Origin of the sequence: Aquabacterium commune, assembly GCF_004362855.1 — a bacterium.
Taxonomy (GTDB): Bacteria; Pseudomonadota; Gammaproteobacteria; order Burkholderiales; family Burkholderiaceae_C; genus Aquabacterium; species Aquabacterium commune.
Genome location: NZ_SNXW01000001.1, coordinates 684,577 through 697,650, shown reverse-complemented (window position 1 = coordinate 697,650; position 13,074 = coordinate 684,577). Strand labels below are relative to the sequence as shown.

Below are 13,074 nucleotides of genomic sequence, written 5' to 3'. Positions count from 1 at the left end.
GGGTCAGGCGGCCGCGCGCCGCAGGGACAGGCCGACCGCGACCCCGCTGCAGACGCCGGCCATCACCAGCACCACCACCGCACCGGAGGGCAGATCGAGCACGGCAGACAGGGCCAGGCCCAGGGCGTAGGCCAGGGCACCGCCCAGCCAGGCCAGGGGCAGTTGCCAGCGTGCGGTGGCGTGGCGCACGGCCAGCGCCGGCATGATCAGGCTGCTGAAGACGAGGAAGACGCCCACCAGTTGAACGGAAGCCGTGACGGCCACGGCGAACAAGAGGTAAAAGCCCACGCGGCCCAGCCGGGGCCCCAGGCCAAACCACAGCGCCAGCAGCACGGCGGTCAGGCCGGCCTCGGTCCAGAGCTGACCGGGCGTCACCCACAGGATCTGCCCCACCAGCAAGTCTTTCAGGTGCTCGCCGCCATGCGGGTTGCCGGCCAGCAGCAGAATGCCCACGCTGGAGGCCAGCACAAACAAGGCACCGATCAGGGCTTCCTGGATGTCGGGCCAGCGGCGCTCCATCCAGGTCATCAGCAGGGCGCCGGCCACCGCCGCCGTCATGGCCGAGGCTTGCACCGCCCAGCCTTGCGGCTCCCAGCCCAGCGCGTCGGCCGCGATCACGCCCAGCCCTGCGATTTGTGCAATGGCCAGGTCGATGAAGACGATGCCCTTGCGCAGCACCTGCAGGCCCAGGGGCACGTGGGTGGCGAGCACGAGCAGGCCGGCGATGAGGGCGGGGCCGACGATGCCCCAATCGATGCCAAGGGTCACTTCGCGGCTTTCAGGAGGGTGTCCACGGTGTCATCGAACAGGCCGAAGAGGTCTTTGGCGCGCTCGCTGCCGCCCACGGTGAAAGGCAACACGGCCACGGGCAGCTGGGTGCGCTCGGCCAGCCACTGGGCGCTGCGACCATCGTTGTAGGCCGCCCGCACGATGAGCTTGGCCGGCTGCAGCTGCAGCTTGCCGAGCGCCGAGGACAGGTGGCTGCTGCTGGGCTCGACGCCCGGTTTGGGCTCCAGCGTGGCGACCTGCTGCAGGCCCAGCCAGTTCTCCAGGTAGGGGAAGCCTTTGTGCTGCACCACGATGGGCAGGCCCTTGAGCGGCGCTGCGGCCTGGGTCCAGCGCTGTGTGGCCTGGCCCCAGCGGGCCTGGAAGTCGGCCAGGCGCTTGGCGTAGTCGGCCGCGTGGGCCGGGTCCAGCTCGCTCAGGCGCCTGGCCAAGGCCGGGGCCACGGCGGCGATGTTGCGCGGGTCGGTGTGGATGTGTGGGTTGCCCGAGGCGTGCACGTCGCCGTCGGCCCGGTCCAGGCGGGTGGGCACTTCCAGCTTGCGCACGAAATCGGCGGCGTAGAACATGCCGGGCTGGCCAACTTGCACGGCACCGTTGCCGGCCTGGCGCAGCAGCACAGGCAGCCAGCCCGCCTCCAGTTCGGCGCCGGTGCACACCAGCAGTTCGGCGTTGCGCACGGCGGCGATCAGGCTGGGGCGGGCCTGGATGTGGTGCGGGTCCTGCAGGGCCGAGGTGGCCACGTAGATGCTGGCGTGCTCGCCGGCCAGCTCTTGCGTCAGCGCACCCCACTCGGGTTCGCAGGCCACGACCTTGAGGGCGCGGGCGGGCAGGGCGATGCTGACGAGGGCAGCGGTGAGGCTCATGCCCAGCAGCGAGGTCTTGTTCATCATGGTGGTGTGTCCTTCGTGTGCGGTCAGTAGCTGTGCGCGCCGTGGGCGCCCAGGCTCATCTGGTATTGCAGGAAGATCTGGTGGTCGGTGACACCCTGGCGGGCGCGGTCGTCGCTGAACTGCAGGCGCCAGCGGCTGTACTCGCTGGGCGACCAGTCCACCATCAGGGTGTCGCGCTGGGGCTTGTGCGAGGGCAGGGCCAGGCTCAGGGCGTTGACGCCAAAGTCGTTGCGGCCGCTGTCCAGGCGGTCGTGGCGCAGGCCCACGCGCCATTGCGGCATGAACTGATAGACGCCTTGCAGGTGCCAGCCGGATTGCGCCGAGCGGTAACTGTCGATGCTGTTGAGGCTGGCGGTGTCGAACGCGACCTGGCCGCTCTCGGTGCGGCGGAAGTACTCGCCCTGCAGCTTGAAGTTGGTGACCCGGCCGTTGCCATTGGGCGCCCACTTCCAGACGCCGTCCAGCGCCCAGATGCGGCTGCGGCCACTGAAGGTGTTGGTGTACGTGGTGGCGGAGTCGATCGGGTCGGTGCTGGTCCACTCGCGGCCATCTGCGCGCGTCTGCAGCCAGGACGCGCCTGCGCGCCAGCTGTGGCTGAAGCCGATGTCGCCGCCGGTGTGGGCGGACAGCAGTGTGGCGCCGGTGCCGTTGCGGTCACGCTCGCTGCCTGGGAAGCCATTGCTGTTGCCCAGCTCCAGGCCCAACTCCACGTAGCGCTCCAGCGGCAGCACCCAACGGGCTTGCACGCCTTCTTGCTGGAGACGTCCGCCCAGGAAGGCTTGCTGCGCCAGCGGTGCGTCGATGAAGTCCCAGTTGTGGGCATGCTGCTGGTTGAGGTAGCCCAGGCCCGCGAAGAAGCGGCCCGCCTTGAGCTTGAGGCCTGCCGGCAGCGCGGTGGTCTGCAGGAAGGCCTCTTCGGCCGAGATGGTGTTTTCGCCCGACACCGCCAGGGTGACGGCGCCGTAGAACAGGTGGTCGATGTTGGCGCTCAGCGTCAGCTCTGACTCGCCCAGGCCGAAGCCGCGCTTGCCGGGACCGATCTCGCCGCCGTTGGGCAGGAAGCCGCTGAGCTGCCAGGTGTCGGGGCTCTTGGACAGGCCCGCATAGCCGCCCGTGAGGATGAGCGAGACCGCCGGGTTGAAGCGGTTGGCGCCGCCGGAAGCCGCACCAGCCCCATCTGCGGCGATGGTGGTGTTTGGCGCAGCCAGTGACGTCGTGGCTGCTGCCACGGCCGCCGCGGTGCTTTGCTGTTGCGCAGCCTGTTGCGTGAGCTGCTGCTGCGCTTGCTGCAACTGGGACTCCAGGGCCTGGATGCGGCTGTCGTAGCTGCGCTTGAGTTCGTCGATTTGCTGGCGCAACTGCTGCAGGCCGTTGGCGTCCAGCGTGGGTGCTTTGCCCTGGGCATGCGCCGTGGTGCTCAGCAGCAAGCCGGCGGCGAGCGCCAGCCGGGTGGGGTGTCGGAGGAAGGACATTCGGAAACTCTCAGGATGGGCACTGGCCCCCATGCCAAACGCGCCAAGCTACTGGGGCGTGGCGACAAGCGGGGATGGCCAGGTCAGACGGGCGAGCACGGATGCTGTGGGCGCATCGCGCCGCACAGCGTGCTCAAGGCGGGTGTCTCAGCTCAGGCCGTGCGGCGGTGCACGGGGCTGAAAGCCCGCAAAAATCCCGGTGGCGCATTGCGCTTGCCCGTGGTGCTCCGAAAGGAGGTGATCGGCCTGTGCGCCCACCCAGGTGGTGGGCTGCGTGGCGACCGTGTGGTCGGCCGCGTGGAAGGCCAGACAGATTTTGCAGACGCTGTGGGTGGCTGCGCCCTCGTCGCGCCGCTCGTGCTGGATGCTGTGCAGCACACCGGCTTGCTGCGTGAGCAGCACCAGCGCGGCCAGGGCATGCAGCAGCCAGACGCGTGCACCGGATGCACCGCGTCGCGACAGCCATGAGCGCATGCCAGAGAACAACATCGCGTCAATTTACCCCACGTGCGTTGCTCTTTTGTGAAGTCGGCGCGGCGGGTGCCGCCAAAGCCGCGTTCAGGAAGCGCGCGGGGTTCTGCTGCACGCCCTCCACCAGCACCTCGAAGTGCAAGTGCGGGCCTGTGGAACGCCCGGTGTTGCCCACCGCCGCGATGGCCTGGCCGCGCTTGACCAGGTCGCCCGGCTTGACCAGCATCTTCGACGTGTGTGCGTAGCGCGTCACCAGGCCGTTGCCATGGTCCAGCTCGACCAGCAGGCCGTACTGCGGATGCGGCTCGGCCGACAGCACGACACCGCCGGCCGCGGCCAGGATGGGGGTGCCAGGTTCGGCGGGGAAGTCCAGGCCGGTGTGCAGGGCCGCGCGGTGGGTGAAAGGGTCGGCACGGAAGCCGAAACCCGAGCCCACCGGGCCATCGACCGGCGCGATGCTGGGCACCATCAGGGCGTCCAGGCGCTTCTCGAACAGGTGGGATTCGATCAGCGTGAGCACGTCGCCATGGCGGTCGCCCAGGCCCTGCAAGCTGTCCATCTGGGTGTTCAGATCCTGCAGCAGCTGGTTGGAGGTGCGGCGCTCATCGCGGTTGGCCTCGGCCAGGCTGACCAGGGGGCCACCGGCTGCTGCGCCCGTTTCAGCCTCGATTTTCTTCAGCTCGTCCGGCTTGAGGCCGGCCATGCCGGCGACCCGCTCGCTGACCGCCTCCAGCCGCATCATGCGGGCCTGCATTTCGCCCACCTTCACGGCCATGGCGTCGAGGTTTTCGCGCATGTAGCGGTCGCGCTGGGCCAACTCCTGGCGCTCCACGAAGCGCACCGCTTCCGAAATGATGGGCCAGTGCTCGTGCGCTGCCTTGAGCAGCAGCGCGTGGTACAACAACAGGCTCACCACCATGAGCGGCAGGGTGAGGGCCAAGAGGGCCAGGGCCAGGCGCCAGGGGGTGAATTGCACGACCCGGGGCCTGGACAGCACGCTGGTCGTGATGAGAATCTGCATGCAGCTCGTCCTTGCTGAAATGACACCATGAGCGCCAGCGACCCGCCGCGGCCCGATCGCCGCCACATCTACATCGCGCCCACGGCCACCTTGAAGCCGATGGTGCCCGACGTGCCACCGCTGGCCCGCGCCCTCGACCGCGCCGCGCCACTGGCGGGCCTGTTGCAACGCCTGCAGGCTTCACAGGCCTGTCTGGCGGCGGTCAAGCGATGCCTGCCACCTGCGCTGGCAGCGCACGTCAAAGCGGGCCCGCTGGACGAAGAAGGTTGGACCTTGCTGGCGGCCAATGCGGCCGTGTCGGCCAAATTGCGCCAGCTTCAGCCTCGCTTGGCGATGGCGCTGGCCGACAGTGGGCTCAAGGTTACCGCAATCCGCGTCAAGGTCCAAAGCCAGTCGGGCTGAGGCCTTGGCGCTGGGGTGGTGCTCAGGCTGGCAGTTCAGGCCCGCAGTTCGGGCCTGCCATTCAAGCCAGCAGGGCCGGCACCTGCGCGGCCAGGGCCTGACGCTGTGACACGGCCTTGCCTTGCAAGGCAAAACCCAGCAGCAGCCCGCTGCCATCGGCGGCGGTGCCCACGAAGCGCGCTTCCACGGCTTCGTCGGTTTCGCTGACCTGCCATTGGCCCTGAGCCTCGGCGGGTGGCGGGCAGACCACGGTGGGCCAGGCCGGCGTCTTCACGACGACGGGCATGGCCGGGTAGCTCACGGGCGTGGGCTTGCCAGCCAGCGTGGCGGCCAGGGCACGGGCCTGGGCCATCAGGGGCAGCACATAGGGCAGCAGGTGGCCGTCCACCTCGGCGCAATCGCCGATGGCGTGGACGTGCGGCACGCTGGTGCGCAGTTCGCGGTTGACCTGCACGCCGCGGCCCACGGCGATGCCGGCGTCGGCCGCCAGTTGCGTGCGCGGCTTCAGGCCGATGGCCGAGAGCACCAGGTCGGTGTCCAGCGTGCTGCCGTCGGACAGCGTCACGACCAGGCCCTGGCCGTTTGGCGCGCGGTTCACGGCCACGGCGCCCACACCGAAGCGGAAGCTCGCGCCGCCTTCCTGCAGTTTGGCCTGCAGGCGGGCGCTGGCCTCGGGCGGCAGCAGGCGGGGCAGCACGCGCTCGGCCAGGTCCAGCACGGTGGGCTGGATGGCGCGGTGCAGCAAGTCGTTGGCAAACTCACAGCCGATCAGGCCGGCACCCAGGATGGCCACGCGCTGGACGGCCTGGCCGCCCGCGGCGCTGTCCAGCAGCTCGGCAAAGCGGGCGAAGTCGTCGAGGTCATTGACCGACACCACGGTGTCGGCGGCATCGCCTTGCAGCGGGATGCGGATGGGGTCGGCGCCGAGCGCCAGCACCAGGTCGCGGTAGGGCAGCACCTCGCCGCTGGACAGCGTCAGCGTGCGCGCGGTGGTGTCCAGGGCGGTGACGGCCGTGTGGGCCACCACGCGCAGCTGGACTTCCTCGGCCATCTTCTCGGCCGATTTCATCACCAGCGTGGCCGGCGTTTTCTTGCTGGCCAGGGCGTTGGACAGCATGGGCTTGGAGTAAAAGCCGGCGTGGTCCCGGCTGACCAGCACGATGGGCACGGCCGCATCGGCCTTGCGCAACTCGCGCGCCACGTTGTAGCCCGCCAGGCCGGCGCCGACGATCACGACCGCTTCATGCATGCGCTGTGCTCCAGGCTCAGATTTCGATCATTTCGAAGTCGGCTTTGCCGACGCCGCAGTCCGGGCATTCCCAGCCAGCGGGCACGTCTTCCCACTTGGTGCCGGGCGCGATGCCGTCTTCCGGGTGGCCCTTGGCTTCGTCATACACAAAGCCGCACACAACGCATTGATAAGTCTTCATGGTTTCTTCCAAAACGGGGGTGGATTCTGAGGCACACCCGCCCGATGGGCAGGGCGTGCCGGCGTCAAAAAGGGGGGCTGTGCGTCACGTCCCCGGATCGTCGAGGAGGTCTTCCGTCGTGGGCTTGGCCTCGACGCGGTAGCTCTCGCTGGCCCAGGCGCCCAGGTCGATGGCCTTGCAGCCCTTGCCGCAAAACGGGCGGTAGGGGTTGTCGGTGCTGTAGGTGTGCATGACGCCGCAGGACGGGCAGCGCACCTGCAGGCCTTGGGGCGCGCCGGTGGCGCCTTGGGGTTCAGGGGACGACATGGTGCTCAGGCGAGGGGCGGGCAGGGGCTCGGGGTCAGGCGCACAGCGTCAGCTCGAAGCTGGCGTCGGTGTCCGAGGCGATCTTGAGCTTGCCCTCGGCATCGGGGCGCATCAGGCGGATGGACACCATCAGGCGGTTGGCGCTGATTTCAGGCACCAAGCCCAGGCCTGGGTCGATGCGCAGGCGCAGCAGGTGGTAGCTGCGCGAATCCTTCAGGTTCTGCTGGTACTGGCCACAGGGCGCGGCCACCATGTGCGGCTGGCCGGTGTCGCGCAGCAGGCCCAGCACCAGCTTGACGGCTTCGGCGAACGGCGCCAGCGTGCTCACCCATTGCTGCAGGTCCTGCTGGCGCTTGGCGGCGGCTTCGTGCTGCCAGGCGTAGTAGGAGGGCAGGTCGAACTCGCAGGTGCCACCGGGAATGCTGATGCGGCTGCGGATGCCCATCAGCCAGTCGTTGGTGGACAGGCTCTGCCCCGCCTTGCCGCTGACCTGATTGAGGCCATGGTGCGCGTGTTCGATGCGGGCCAGCACCTCGTCGAGCGCACCTTCCTGGATGGCCGGGTTGCCTCGCCAGGACATGAACTGCGCCTTGTAGCGGTCCAGGTCGCGCAGCAGGTCGCTCTTGAGATCGGCGCGGGCGGCCACGTCCATGATCTCGAAGATGGAGGCCAGCGCAAAGTGGTGATCGATCGGGTCTTCACGCCACATCAGCGTGGTGAGACGGTCGAACAAGTGTTCCAACCGCAGGGTCGTGCGGATGCTTTCACCGAAGGGGTATTCGTAGAGGATCAACGCGCCACCTGAAAACGTCTGAAAACGCTCAGGCGCCATTGTTCCACAGCCGCCAGAGCTTATGGACCTCGGCGCGAAGTTCTTCCAGGCTCAAACCCTCGTTGAGGATGACGTGGTCGGCCAGCGCGCGGCGCACCTCGCGCGTGGCCTGCTTGGCCAGCACCGCCTCCACCGCCTCGCGCGGCCAGCCCGAGCGCACCATCACGCGGGCGATCTGGGTGTCGGGCTCGGCGTCCACCACGAGGATGCGGTCAACCTTGTCGCGCCATCGCTGGCTGGATTCGGCCAGCAGCGGCACGTCATAGACGATGTGTTGGTCTGGCAAGGCGAGGCCGGCGTGGGCGTCGGCGTGCTGCCCGATCAGCGGGTGCAGGATGCCTTCCAGCCGTGCCAGGACGCTCGGGTCGGCGAAGGCCATCTCGCGCATGCGGCCGCGGTCCATCGCGCCTTGCGCGTCGATGAGGTGGTCGCCGAACTGCGCCGCGATCAAGGGAATGGCCGCACCACCGGGCGCAGTGAGGCTGCGGGAGATGGCGTCGGTGTCAACGAGGTGGGCGCCCAGCTCGGTCAGCATCTGGCTGACGGTGGACTTGCCGCTGCCAATGCCACCGGTCAGCCCGATGACAAGGCGGGGCTTCATGCCCAGCCCATCCAGGCCAGCACCTGCTGAGGCCCGGCCAGCGTGACGACCAGGCCCGCGCCTGCGAGGAAGGGCCCGTAAGGCACGTACACGCCTTCGCGCAACTGCCCTGTGACCTTCATGCCAATGCCCACCACCGCGCCGATGACGGACGAGCCCAGCACGATGGGCAGCACCATGCTCGCCCCCAGCCAGGCGCCCAGCGCGGCCAGCAGCTTGAAGTCGCCGTAGCCCATGCCTTCCTTGCCGGTGGTCAGCTTGAACAGCCAATAGACCGACCACAGCGAGAGGTAGCCCGCCACCGCGCCCCAGAAGGCGTCTTTCAGGGGCAGGTTCCAGCCCAGGGCGGCCACCAGCAGGCCGGCCCACAGCAGGGGCAGGGTGAGGTCGTCGGGCAGCAGGGTGGTGTCCCAGTCGATGAGGGATGCGGCCACCAGCACGGCCACGAAACCGCACCACAGCAGCGTGGTGGGTTGCGCACCGAAATGCACGCCGCACCAGGCGAACAGGCCAGCGGTGAGCAGCTCCACCAGCGGGTAGCGCACCGAGATGCGCGTGCCGCAGGCCGAGCACTTGCCGCGCAAGGCCAGCCAGCTCAACAGCGGGATGTTCTCGTACCAGCGGATCTGGTGGCCGCACGCCGGGCAGCGCGAGGCCGGTTTGGACAGGCTCAGCGCCTGGGCCGGGTCGGGCTCGGGCACGGTCTGACCCAGGGTGTAGGCGGCATCGCGCTTCCACTGCGCGTCCAGCATCAGCGGCATGCGGTGGACGACCACGTTGAGGAAGCTGCCCACACACAGGCCCAGCACGGCCAGGCCCCAGGGGGTCAGCAGGACGCCGGTCAGCACCGGCCACACGTCATCGAACTGCATGCGGTGTCGGGCCCGTCGTCAAACCACTTGGCCGATCTTGAAGATGGGCAGGTACATCGACACGACGATGCCGCCGATGATGGTGCCCAGGATCACGATGATGAAGGGCTCCATCAGGCTGGACAGCGACTTCACCGCTTCGTCCACCTCTTCTTCGTAGAAGTCGGCCGCCTTGCCCAGCATCTGGTCGAGCGCGCCGGACTCTTCGCCGATGGCCGACATCTGCAGCACCATGTTGGGGAAGAGGTTGGCCGCCATCATGGCGTTGGTCAGGCTGGTGCCGGTGGAGACGTCTTTCTGGATCTGCTCGGTCGCTTCGGCGAACACGGCATTGCCCGCGGCGCCACCGACCGAGTCCAGCGCCTCGACCAGGGGCACGCCCGCGGCGAACATGGTGGACAGCGTGCGCGTCCAGCGCGCCACGGCCGACTTGAACAGCAGGTCGCCAAAAATCGGCATCTTCAGCAGCAGGCGGTCCATGCGCTTTTGCATGGGCTCCGAGCGCTTCCAGGTCTGCAGGAAGAAATAGATGCTGCCGCCGATGGTCAGGAAGATCGCCCACCAGTACGACACGAAAATCTCTGACATCGCCATCACGAACAGCGTCGGGGCGGGCAGGTCGGCGCCGAAGGAGGTGAACACTTCCTTGAACGCCGGGATCACGAAGATCATGATGACGGCGACCACCACGAAGGCCACGACCATCACGGCGATCGGATAGGTCAGCGCCGACTTGATCTTCTGCTTGATGGCCAGCGTCTTTTCCTGATAGACGGCCAGGCGGTCCAGCAGGGTTTCCAGGATGCCCGCCGCCTCACCTGCTTCCACCAGGTTGCAGTACAGGGCGTCGAAGTGCATCGGGTGCTTGCGGAAGGCCGACGACAGGCTGGTGCCGGTTTCCACGTCGCCGCGGATGTCGTTGAGCAGCTTGGTGACCCGGGGGTTGGTGCTGCCGCGCGCGACGATGTCGAAGGACTGCAGCAGTGGCACGCCGGCTTTCATCATCGTGGCCAGCTGGCGCGTGAAGATGGCGATGTCCTTGCCCTTGACGCTGCCGCCGGTCTTGAGGCGGCGCTTCTTGACCTTCTGCACCAGGATGCCCTGGCGGCGCAGCGTGGCGCCCACCACGGCCTCGCCGCCGGCACGCATTTCACCGCGCACGACTTTGCCCTGGCGGTCCTTGCCTTCCCATTCGTAAATGGCTTCCTGGGGTTTTTTGGCGGTTGCCGTGGCCATGTCGGGGCTCCGTGACAGGTATCTGCGGGGGCTTACTCGTTGGTCACCGAGATGACTTCTTCGAGCGAGGTCAGGCCGGCCTTGACCTTCACCAGGCCCGATTCGCGCAAGTCTCGCACGCCTTCGACCTTGGCTTGACGGGCAATGTCCATGGCGGTGCCTTGAGTCAGGATGATCCGTTGGATTTCCTCACTGATGGGCATGACCTGGTAAATGCCGACGCGGCCTTTGTAACCGTTGTTGCAGGATGAACAGCCAATCGCCTTGTAAGGCTTCCAGCTGCCATCGAGCTCTTCTTCCTTGAAGCCAGCTTGCAACAGCGCCGCGCGGGGGTAGTCGGCCGGCGACTTGCAGACCTCGCAGAGCTTGCGCGCCAGACGCTGCGCCGTGATCAGGATGACGCTGGAGGCGATGTTGAACGGCGCCACGCCCATGTTCATCAGGCGGGTCAGCGTGGTGGGCGCGTCGTTGGTGTGCAGGGTGGACATCACCATGTGGCCGGTCTGGGCGGCCTTGATGGCGATGTCGGCGGTGTCGAGGTCGCGGATTTCACCGACCATGATCACGTCCGGATCCTGGCGCAGGAAGGCCTTCAGCGCGGTCGGGAAGTTCATCCCGGCCTTGTCGTTGACGTTGACCTGGTTGATGCCGGGCAGGTTGATTTCCGCCGGGTCTTCCACGGTCGAGATGTTCACGCCGGGCTGGTTCAGGATGTTCAGGCAGGTGTAGAGCGACACCGTCTTGCCCGAGCCCGTGGGGCCCGTGACCAGCACCATGCCGTAAGGCCGCACGATGGCCTTCATCAGGCGGTCTTTCTCGATTTGCTCGTAGCCCAGCGCCTCGATGCCCAGCTTGGCCGAAGACGGGTCCAGGATGCGGATCACGATCTTCTCGCCGAACAGGGTGGGCAGGGTGCTGACGCGGAAGTCGATGGCCTTGTTGCCGAACTTCAGCTTCATGCGGCCGTCCTGCGGCACGCGCTTTTCGGCGATGTCCAGCTTGGAGATGACCTTGATGCGCGAGGCCAGCTTGTCCTTGATGGCCACCGGCGGCTGGGTCACTTCGCGCAACTCGCCGTCCACGCGGAAGCGCACGCGGTAGTTGTACTCGTAGGGCTCGAAGTGCAGGTCGGAGGCGCGCGCGTTGATGGCGTCGATCAGCATCTTCTGCAGGAAGCGCACCACGGGCGCGTCTTCGACCTCGGTGGCCGCGGCATCGGCTTCGGGGGCGGGGCTGGCGTCGTCGGTGACATCGAACTCGAAGTCGGACGAGGCGATGGCGTTGAGCTGGTCTTCGGCCGAGGCGGTCTGGCCTTCGAGCAGTTTGGCGAGCTTGTCGTGCTCGACGATGACCCACTCCGGCGTGAGTTGGGTGGCGAACTTGATGCGCTCGATGGCTTCCTGGTCGGTCGGGTCGGCGCCGGCCACGAAGAGGCGGTTGCCGCGCTTGGACAGCACCAGCACCTGGTATTGGGCCGACAGCTTGTTGTCGATCACGCCCTTGGGCAGGCGCTGCACGTCGATGGCGGAGATGTCCAGCACCGGCACGGCCAGGGCCTGCGACAGCGTTTGCGCCAGGTCGGTGGGCTGGATGGCGCCGCTGCCCACCAGCGTGCTGACGAAGCTGCGCTTTTGCTCGCGGGCGGTGCGGGTCAGGGTTTCGGCGGACTTGGCGTCCAGCTTGCCGGCATTGACCAGCACCCGGGCCACGCCTGAGAGCGTGCCGGGAGCATCGGCCAGGGTGGACTCAGCTGCCATGAAGACTTTGGAAAAGCGGTGTCAGACAATCGGCTGATGGTACAGCTTGATGCGCAATGTGCCACGCGCGCAGCCAGGGGAAAGCCCGGAGAAGGCGGGTGTCTGCTGGGCTGATTGAGCCGGGCTGCATCGGTGCATCAGCGCATCAGCCCCAGCAGGCGCAGCGCCTTGTAACGCGCGTAATGCCAGGGCCGCTGCGGTCCGCTGGACACCAGCGGCATCTTCACCCGGGTGTAGTGCTGCTTGAACAGGCCCATGTGCGAGCTTTGCCCGGGTGGCAGCACCAGGGCGACGTACACCAGCCCGGCGGCGTCGCTGTCGAAGAAGCGGTGCGGGTGCTGCGCCAGTAGGGGCTCGATGGCCTTGGTGTAGGCGATCGGCCCGGTGGTGCGCAGCACGCCGAACTTGCCGACACCGTCGCGGCGCATCGAGTAGCCCCGCAGCTTGGCCAGCACGGTGTCGATGACGGCCTGCATCAGGGGGTGGCCCGGGCGGCCGATGATGTGCCAGCTCTGCAACTCGCTGGGCACGCCGTCGTCGATGTGCGCGCCCCAGCCGGCGAACTTCTCGCCTGGCTGGTTGTTCCAGCGCGACAGCAGCAGTTCGTCGTCGGAGCGGATGATGCTGTCCAGCGGCTGGGTGCAGCCCGATTTGACGTCGAGGTACACGCCGCCGTCCTGGAACATCAGCAGGTAGCGGAAGAAGTCGGCGCGGGCGGCGCCGTACAGGGGGTTGATGCTGTTGTAGGCCTTCAGCACGTCGGCACCGAAGTGCGTGCCGATGTGCTGCTGGATCTCGTCGTTGCCGTACAGCACGTGGCGCCAGCCGGGGTTCAGGGCTTTCAGCCGGGCGATGTTGTCCGCGATGCTGGGCGCGATGTGGTGCTTGTCCAGCAGGATTTGGTGGATGACGCGGGGGATCGCTCTGGGGGGGATTGGGCTGGCTTGCACGGAAGGGGGCATCTGGGTGGGCTGGCGCACTGTAACCCGGCGGCCGCT

The 13,074-nt window shown here is 67.6% G+C and carries 15 protein-coding genes; 1 reads left to right on the top strand and 14 read right to left on the bottom strand.

Features of this window, described 5'->3' with window-relative positions:
- Positions 1-3: 3 nt before the first annotated feature.
- The 5 genes from EV672_RS03145 to EV672_RS03125 all read right to left on the bottom strand — a co-directional run bounded on the left by EV672_RS03145 (position 4) and on the right by EV672_RS03125 (position 4,640).
- Positions 4-768: a metal ABC transporter permease gene (locus tag EV672_RS03145; protein WP_133606114.1), complete on the bottom strand. Its 765-nt coding sequence runs from the start codon at positions 766-768 to the stop codon at positions 4-6.
- Positions 765-1,676, bottom strand: coding sequence for a metal ABC transporter substrate-binding protein (locus tag EV672_RS03140; protein WP_133606112.1), 912 nt, complete (start codon positions 1,674-1,676; stop codon positions 765-767). Before EV672_RS03140 ends, EV672_RS03145 begins: the two co-directional genes overlap by 4 nt.
- A gap of 23 nt (positions 1,677-1,699) precedes the next feature.
- On the bottom strand, positions 1,700-3,148 hold the full coding sequence (locus tag EV672_RS03135; RefSeq protein ID WP_133606110.1) for a hypothetical protein: 1,449 nt from the start codon (positions 3,146-3,148) through the stop codon (positions 1,700-1,702).
- 147 nt (positions 3,149-3,295) lie between these two features.
- Complete coding sequence (locus EV672_RS03130; protein ID WP_133606108.1) at positions 3,296-3,622, bottom strand: hypothetical protein; 327 nt, start codon at positions 3,620-3,622, stop codon at positions 3,296-3,298.
- A 19-nt stretch (positions 3,623-3,641) separates the two neighbouring features.
- Positions 3,642-4,640, bottom strand: coding sequence for a M23 family metallopeptidase (locus tag EV672_RS03125; RefSeq protein ID WP_133606106.1), 999 nt, complete (start codon positions 4,638-4,640; stop codon positions 3,642-3,644).
- A 27-nt stretch (positions 4,641-4,667) separates the two neighbouring features.
- Between EV672_RS03125 and EV672_RS03120 the strand changes: the two genes are divergently transcribed.
- Positions 4,668-5,042 (top strand): DciA family protein, encoded by a 375-nt coding sequence (locus EV672_RS03120; RefSeq protein ID WP_243738480.1) that lies wholly within the window; start codon positions 4,668-4,670, stop codon positions 5,040-5,042.
- 61 nt (positions 5,043-5,103) lie between these two features.
- Here EV672_RS03120 and EV672_RS03115 read toward each other — a convergent pair whose 3' ends face one another.
- The 9 genes from EV672_RS03115 to EV672_RS03075 all read right to left on the bottom strand — a co-directional run bounded on the left by EV672_RS03115 (position 5,104) and on the right by EV672_RS03075 (position 13,026).
- Entirely contained in the window at positions 5,104-6,291 is a 1,188-nt protein-coding gene (locus tag EV672_RS03115) for an NAD(P)/FAD-dependent oxidoreductase (protein ID WP_133606104.1), read from the bottom strand.
- A 16-nt stretch (positions 6,292-6,307) separates the two neighbouring features.
- Positions 6,308-6,472: a rubredoxin gene (locus EV672_RS03110; protein WP_133606102.1), complete on the bottom strand. Its 165-nt coding sequence runs from the start codon at positions 6,470-6,472 to the stop codon at positions 6,308-6,310.
- An 84-nt stretch (positions 6,473-6,556) separates the two neighbouring features.
- Complete coding sequence (locus EV672_RS03105) at positions 6,557-6,778, bottom strand: DNA gyrase inhibitor YacG (RefSeq protein WP_133606100.1); 222 nt, start codon at positions 6,776-6,778, stop codon at positions 6,557-6,559.
- 34 nt (positions 6,779-6,812) lie between these two features.
- The gene (gene zapD, locus EV672_RS03100; RefSeq protein WP_133606098.1) at positions 6,813-7,571 is read right to left on the bottom strand and encodes a cell division protein ZapD; all 759 of its coding nucleotides are present in this window, start codon (positions 7,569-7,571) and stop codon (positions 6,813-6,815) included.
- Between the two features lie 28 nt (positions 7,572-7,599).
- Entirely contained in the window at positions 7,600-8,211 is a 612-nt protein-coding gene (gene coaE, locus EV672_RS03095) for a dephospho-CoA kinase (protein ID WP_133606096.1), read from the bottom strand.
- Positions 8,208-9,083: a prepilin peptidase gene (locus tag EV672_RS03090; protein WP_133606094.1), complete on the bottom strand. Its 876-nt coding sequence runs from the start codon at positions 9,081-9,083 to the stop codon at positions 8,208-8,210. Before EV672_RS03090 ends, coaE begins: the two co-directional genes overlap by 4 nt.
- An 18-nt stretch (positions 9,084-9,101) precedes the next feature.
- Entirely contained in the window at positions 9,102-10,319 is a 1,218-nt protein-coding gene (locus EV672_RS03085; protein ID WP_133606092.1) for a type II secretion system F family protein, read from the bottom strand.
- A 32-nt stretch (positions 10,320-10,351) separates the two neighbouring features.
- The gene (pilB, locus tag EV672_RS03080) at positions 10,352-12,076 is read right to left on the bottom strand and encodes a type IV-A pilus assembly ATPase PilB (RefSeq protein ID WP_133606090.1); all 1,725 of its coding nucleotides are present in this window, start codon (positions 12,074-12,076) and stop codon (positions 10,352-10,354) included.
- Positions 12,077-12,213: 137 nt separating this feature from the next.
- The gene (locus EV672_RS03075) at positions 12,214-13,026 is read right to left on the bottom strand and encodes a glycosyltransferase family 32 protein (RefSeq protein WP_166643423.1); all 813 of its coding nucleotides are present in this window, start codon (positions 13,024-13,026) and stop codon (positions 12,214-12,216) included.
- Between the last annotated feature and the right edge of the window lie 48 nt (positions 13,027-13,074).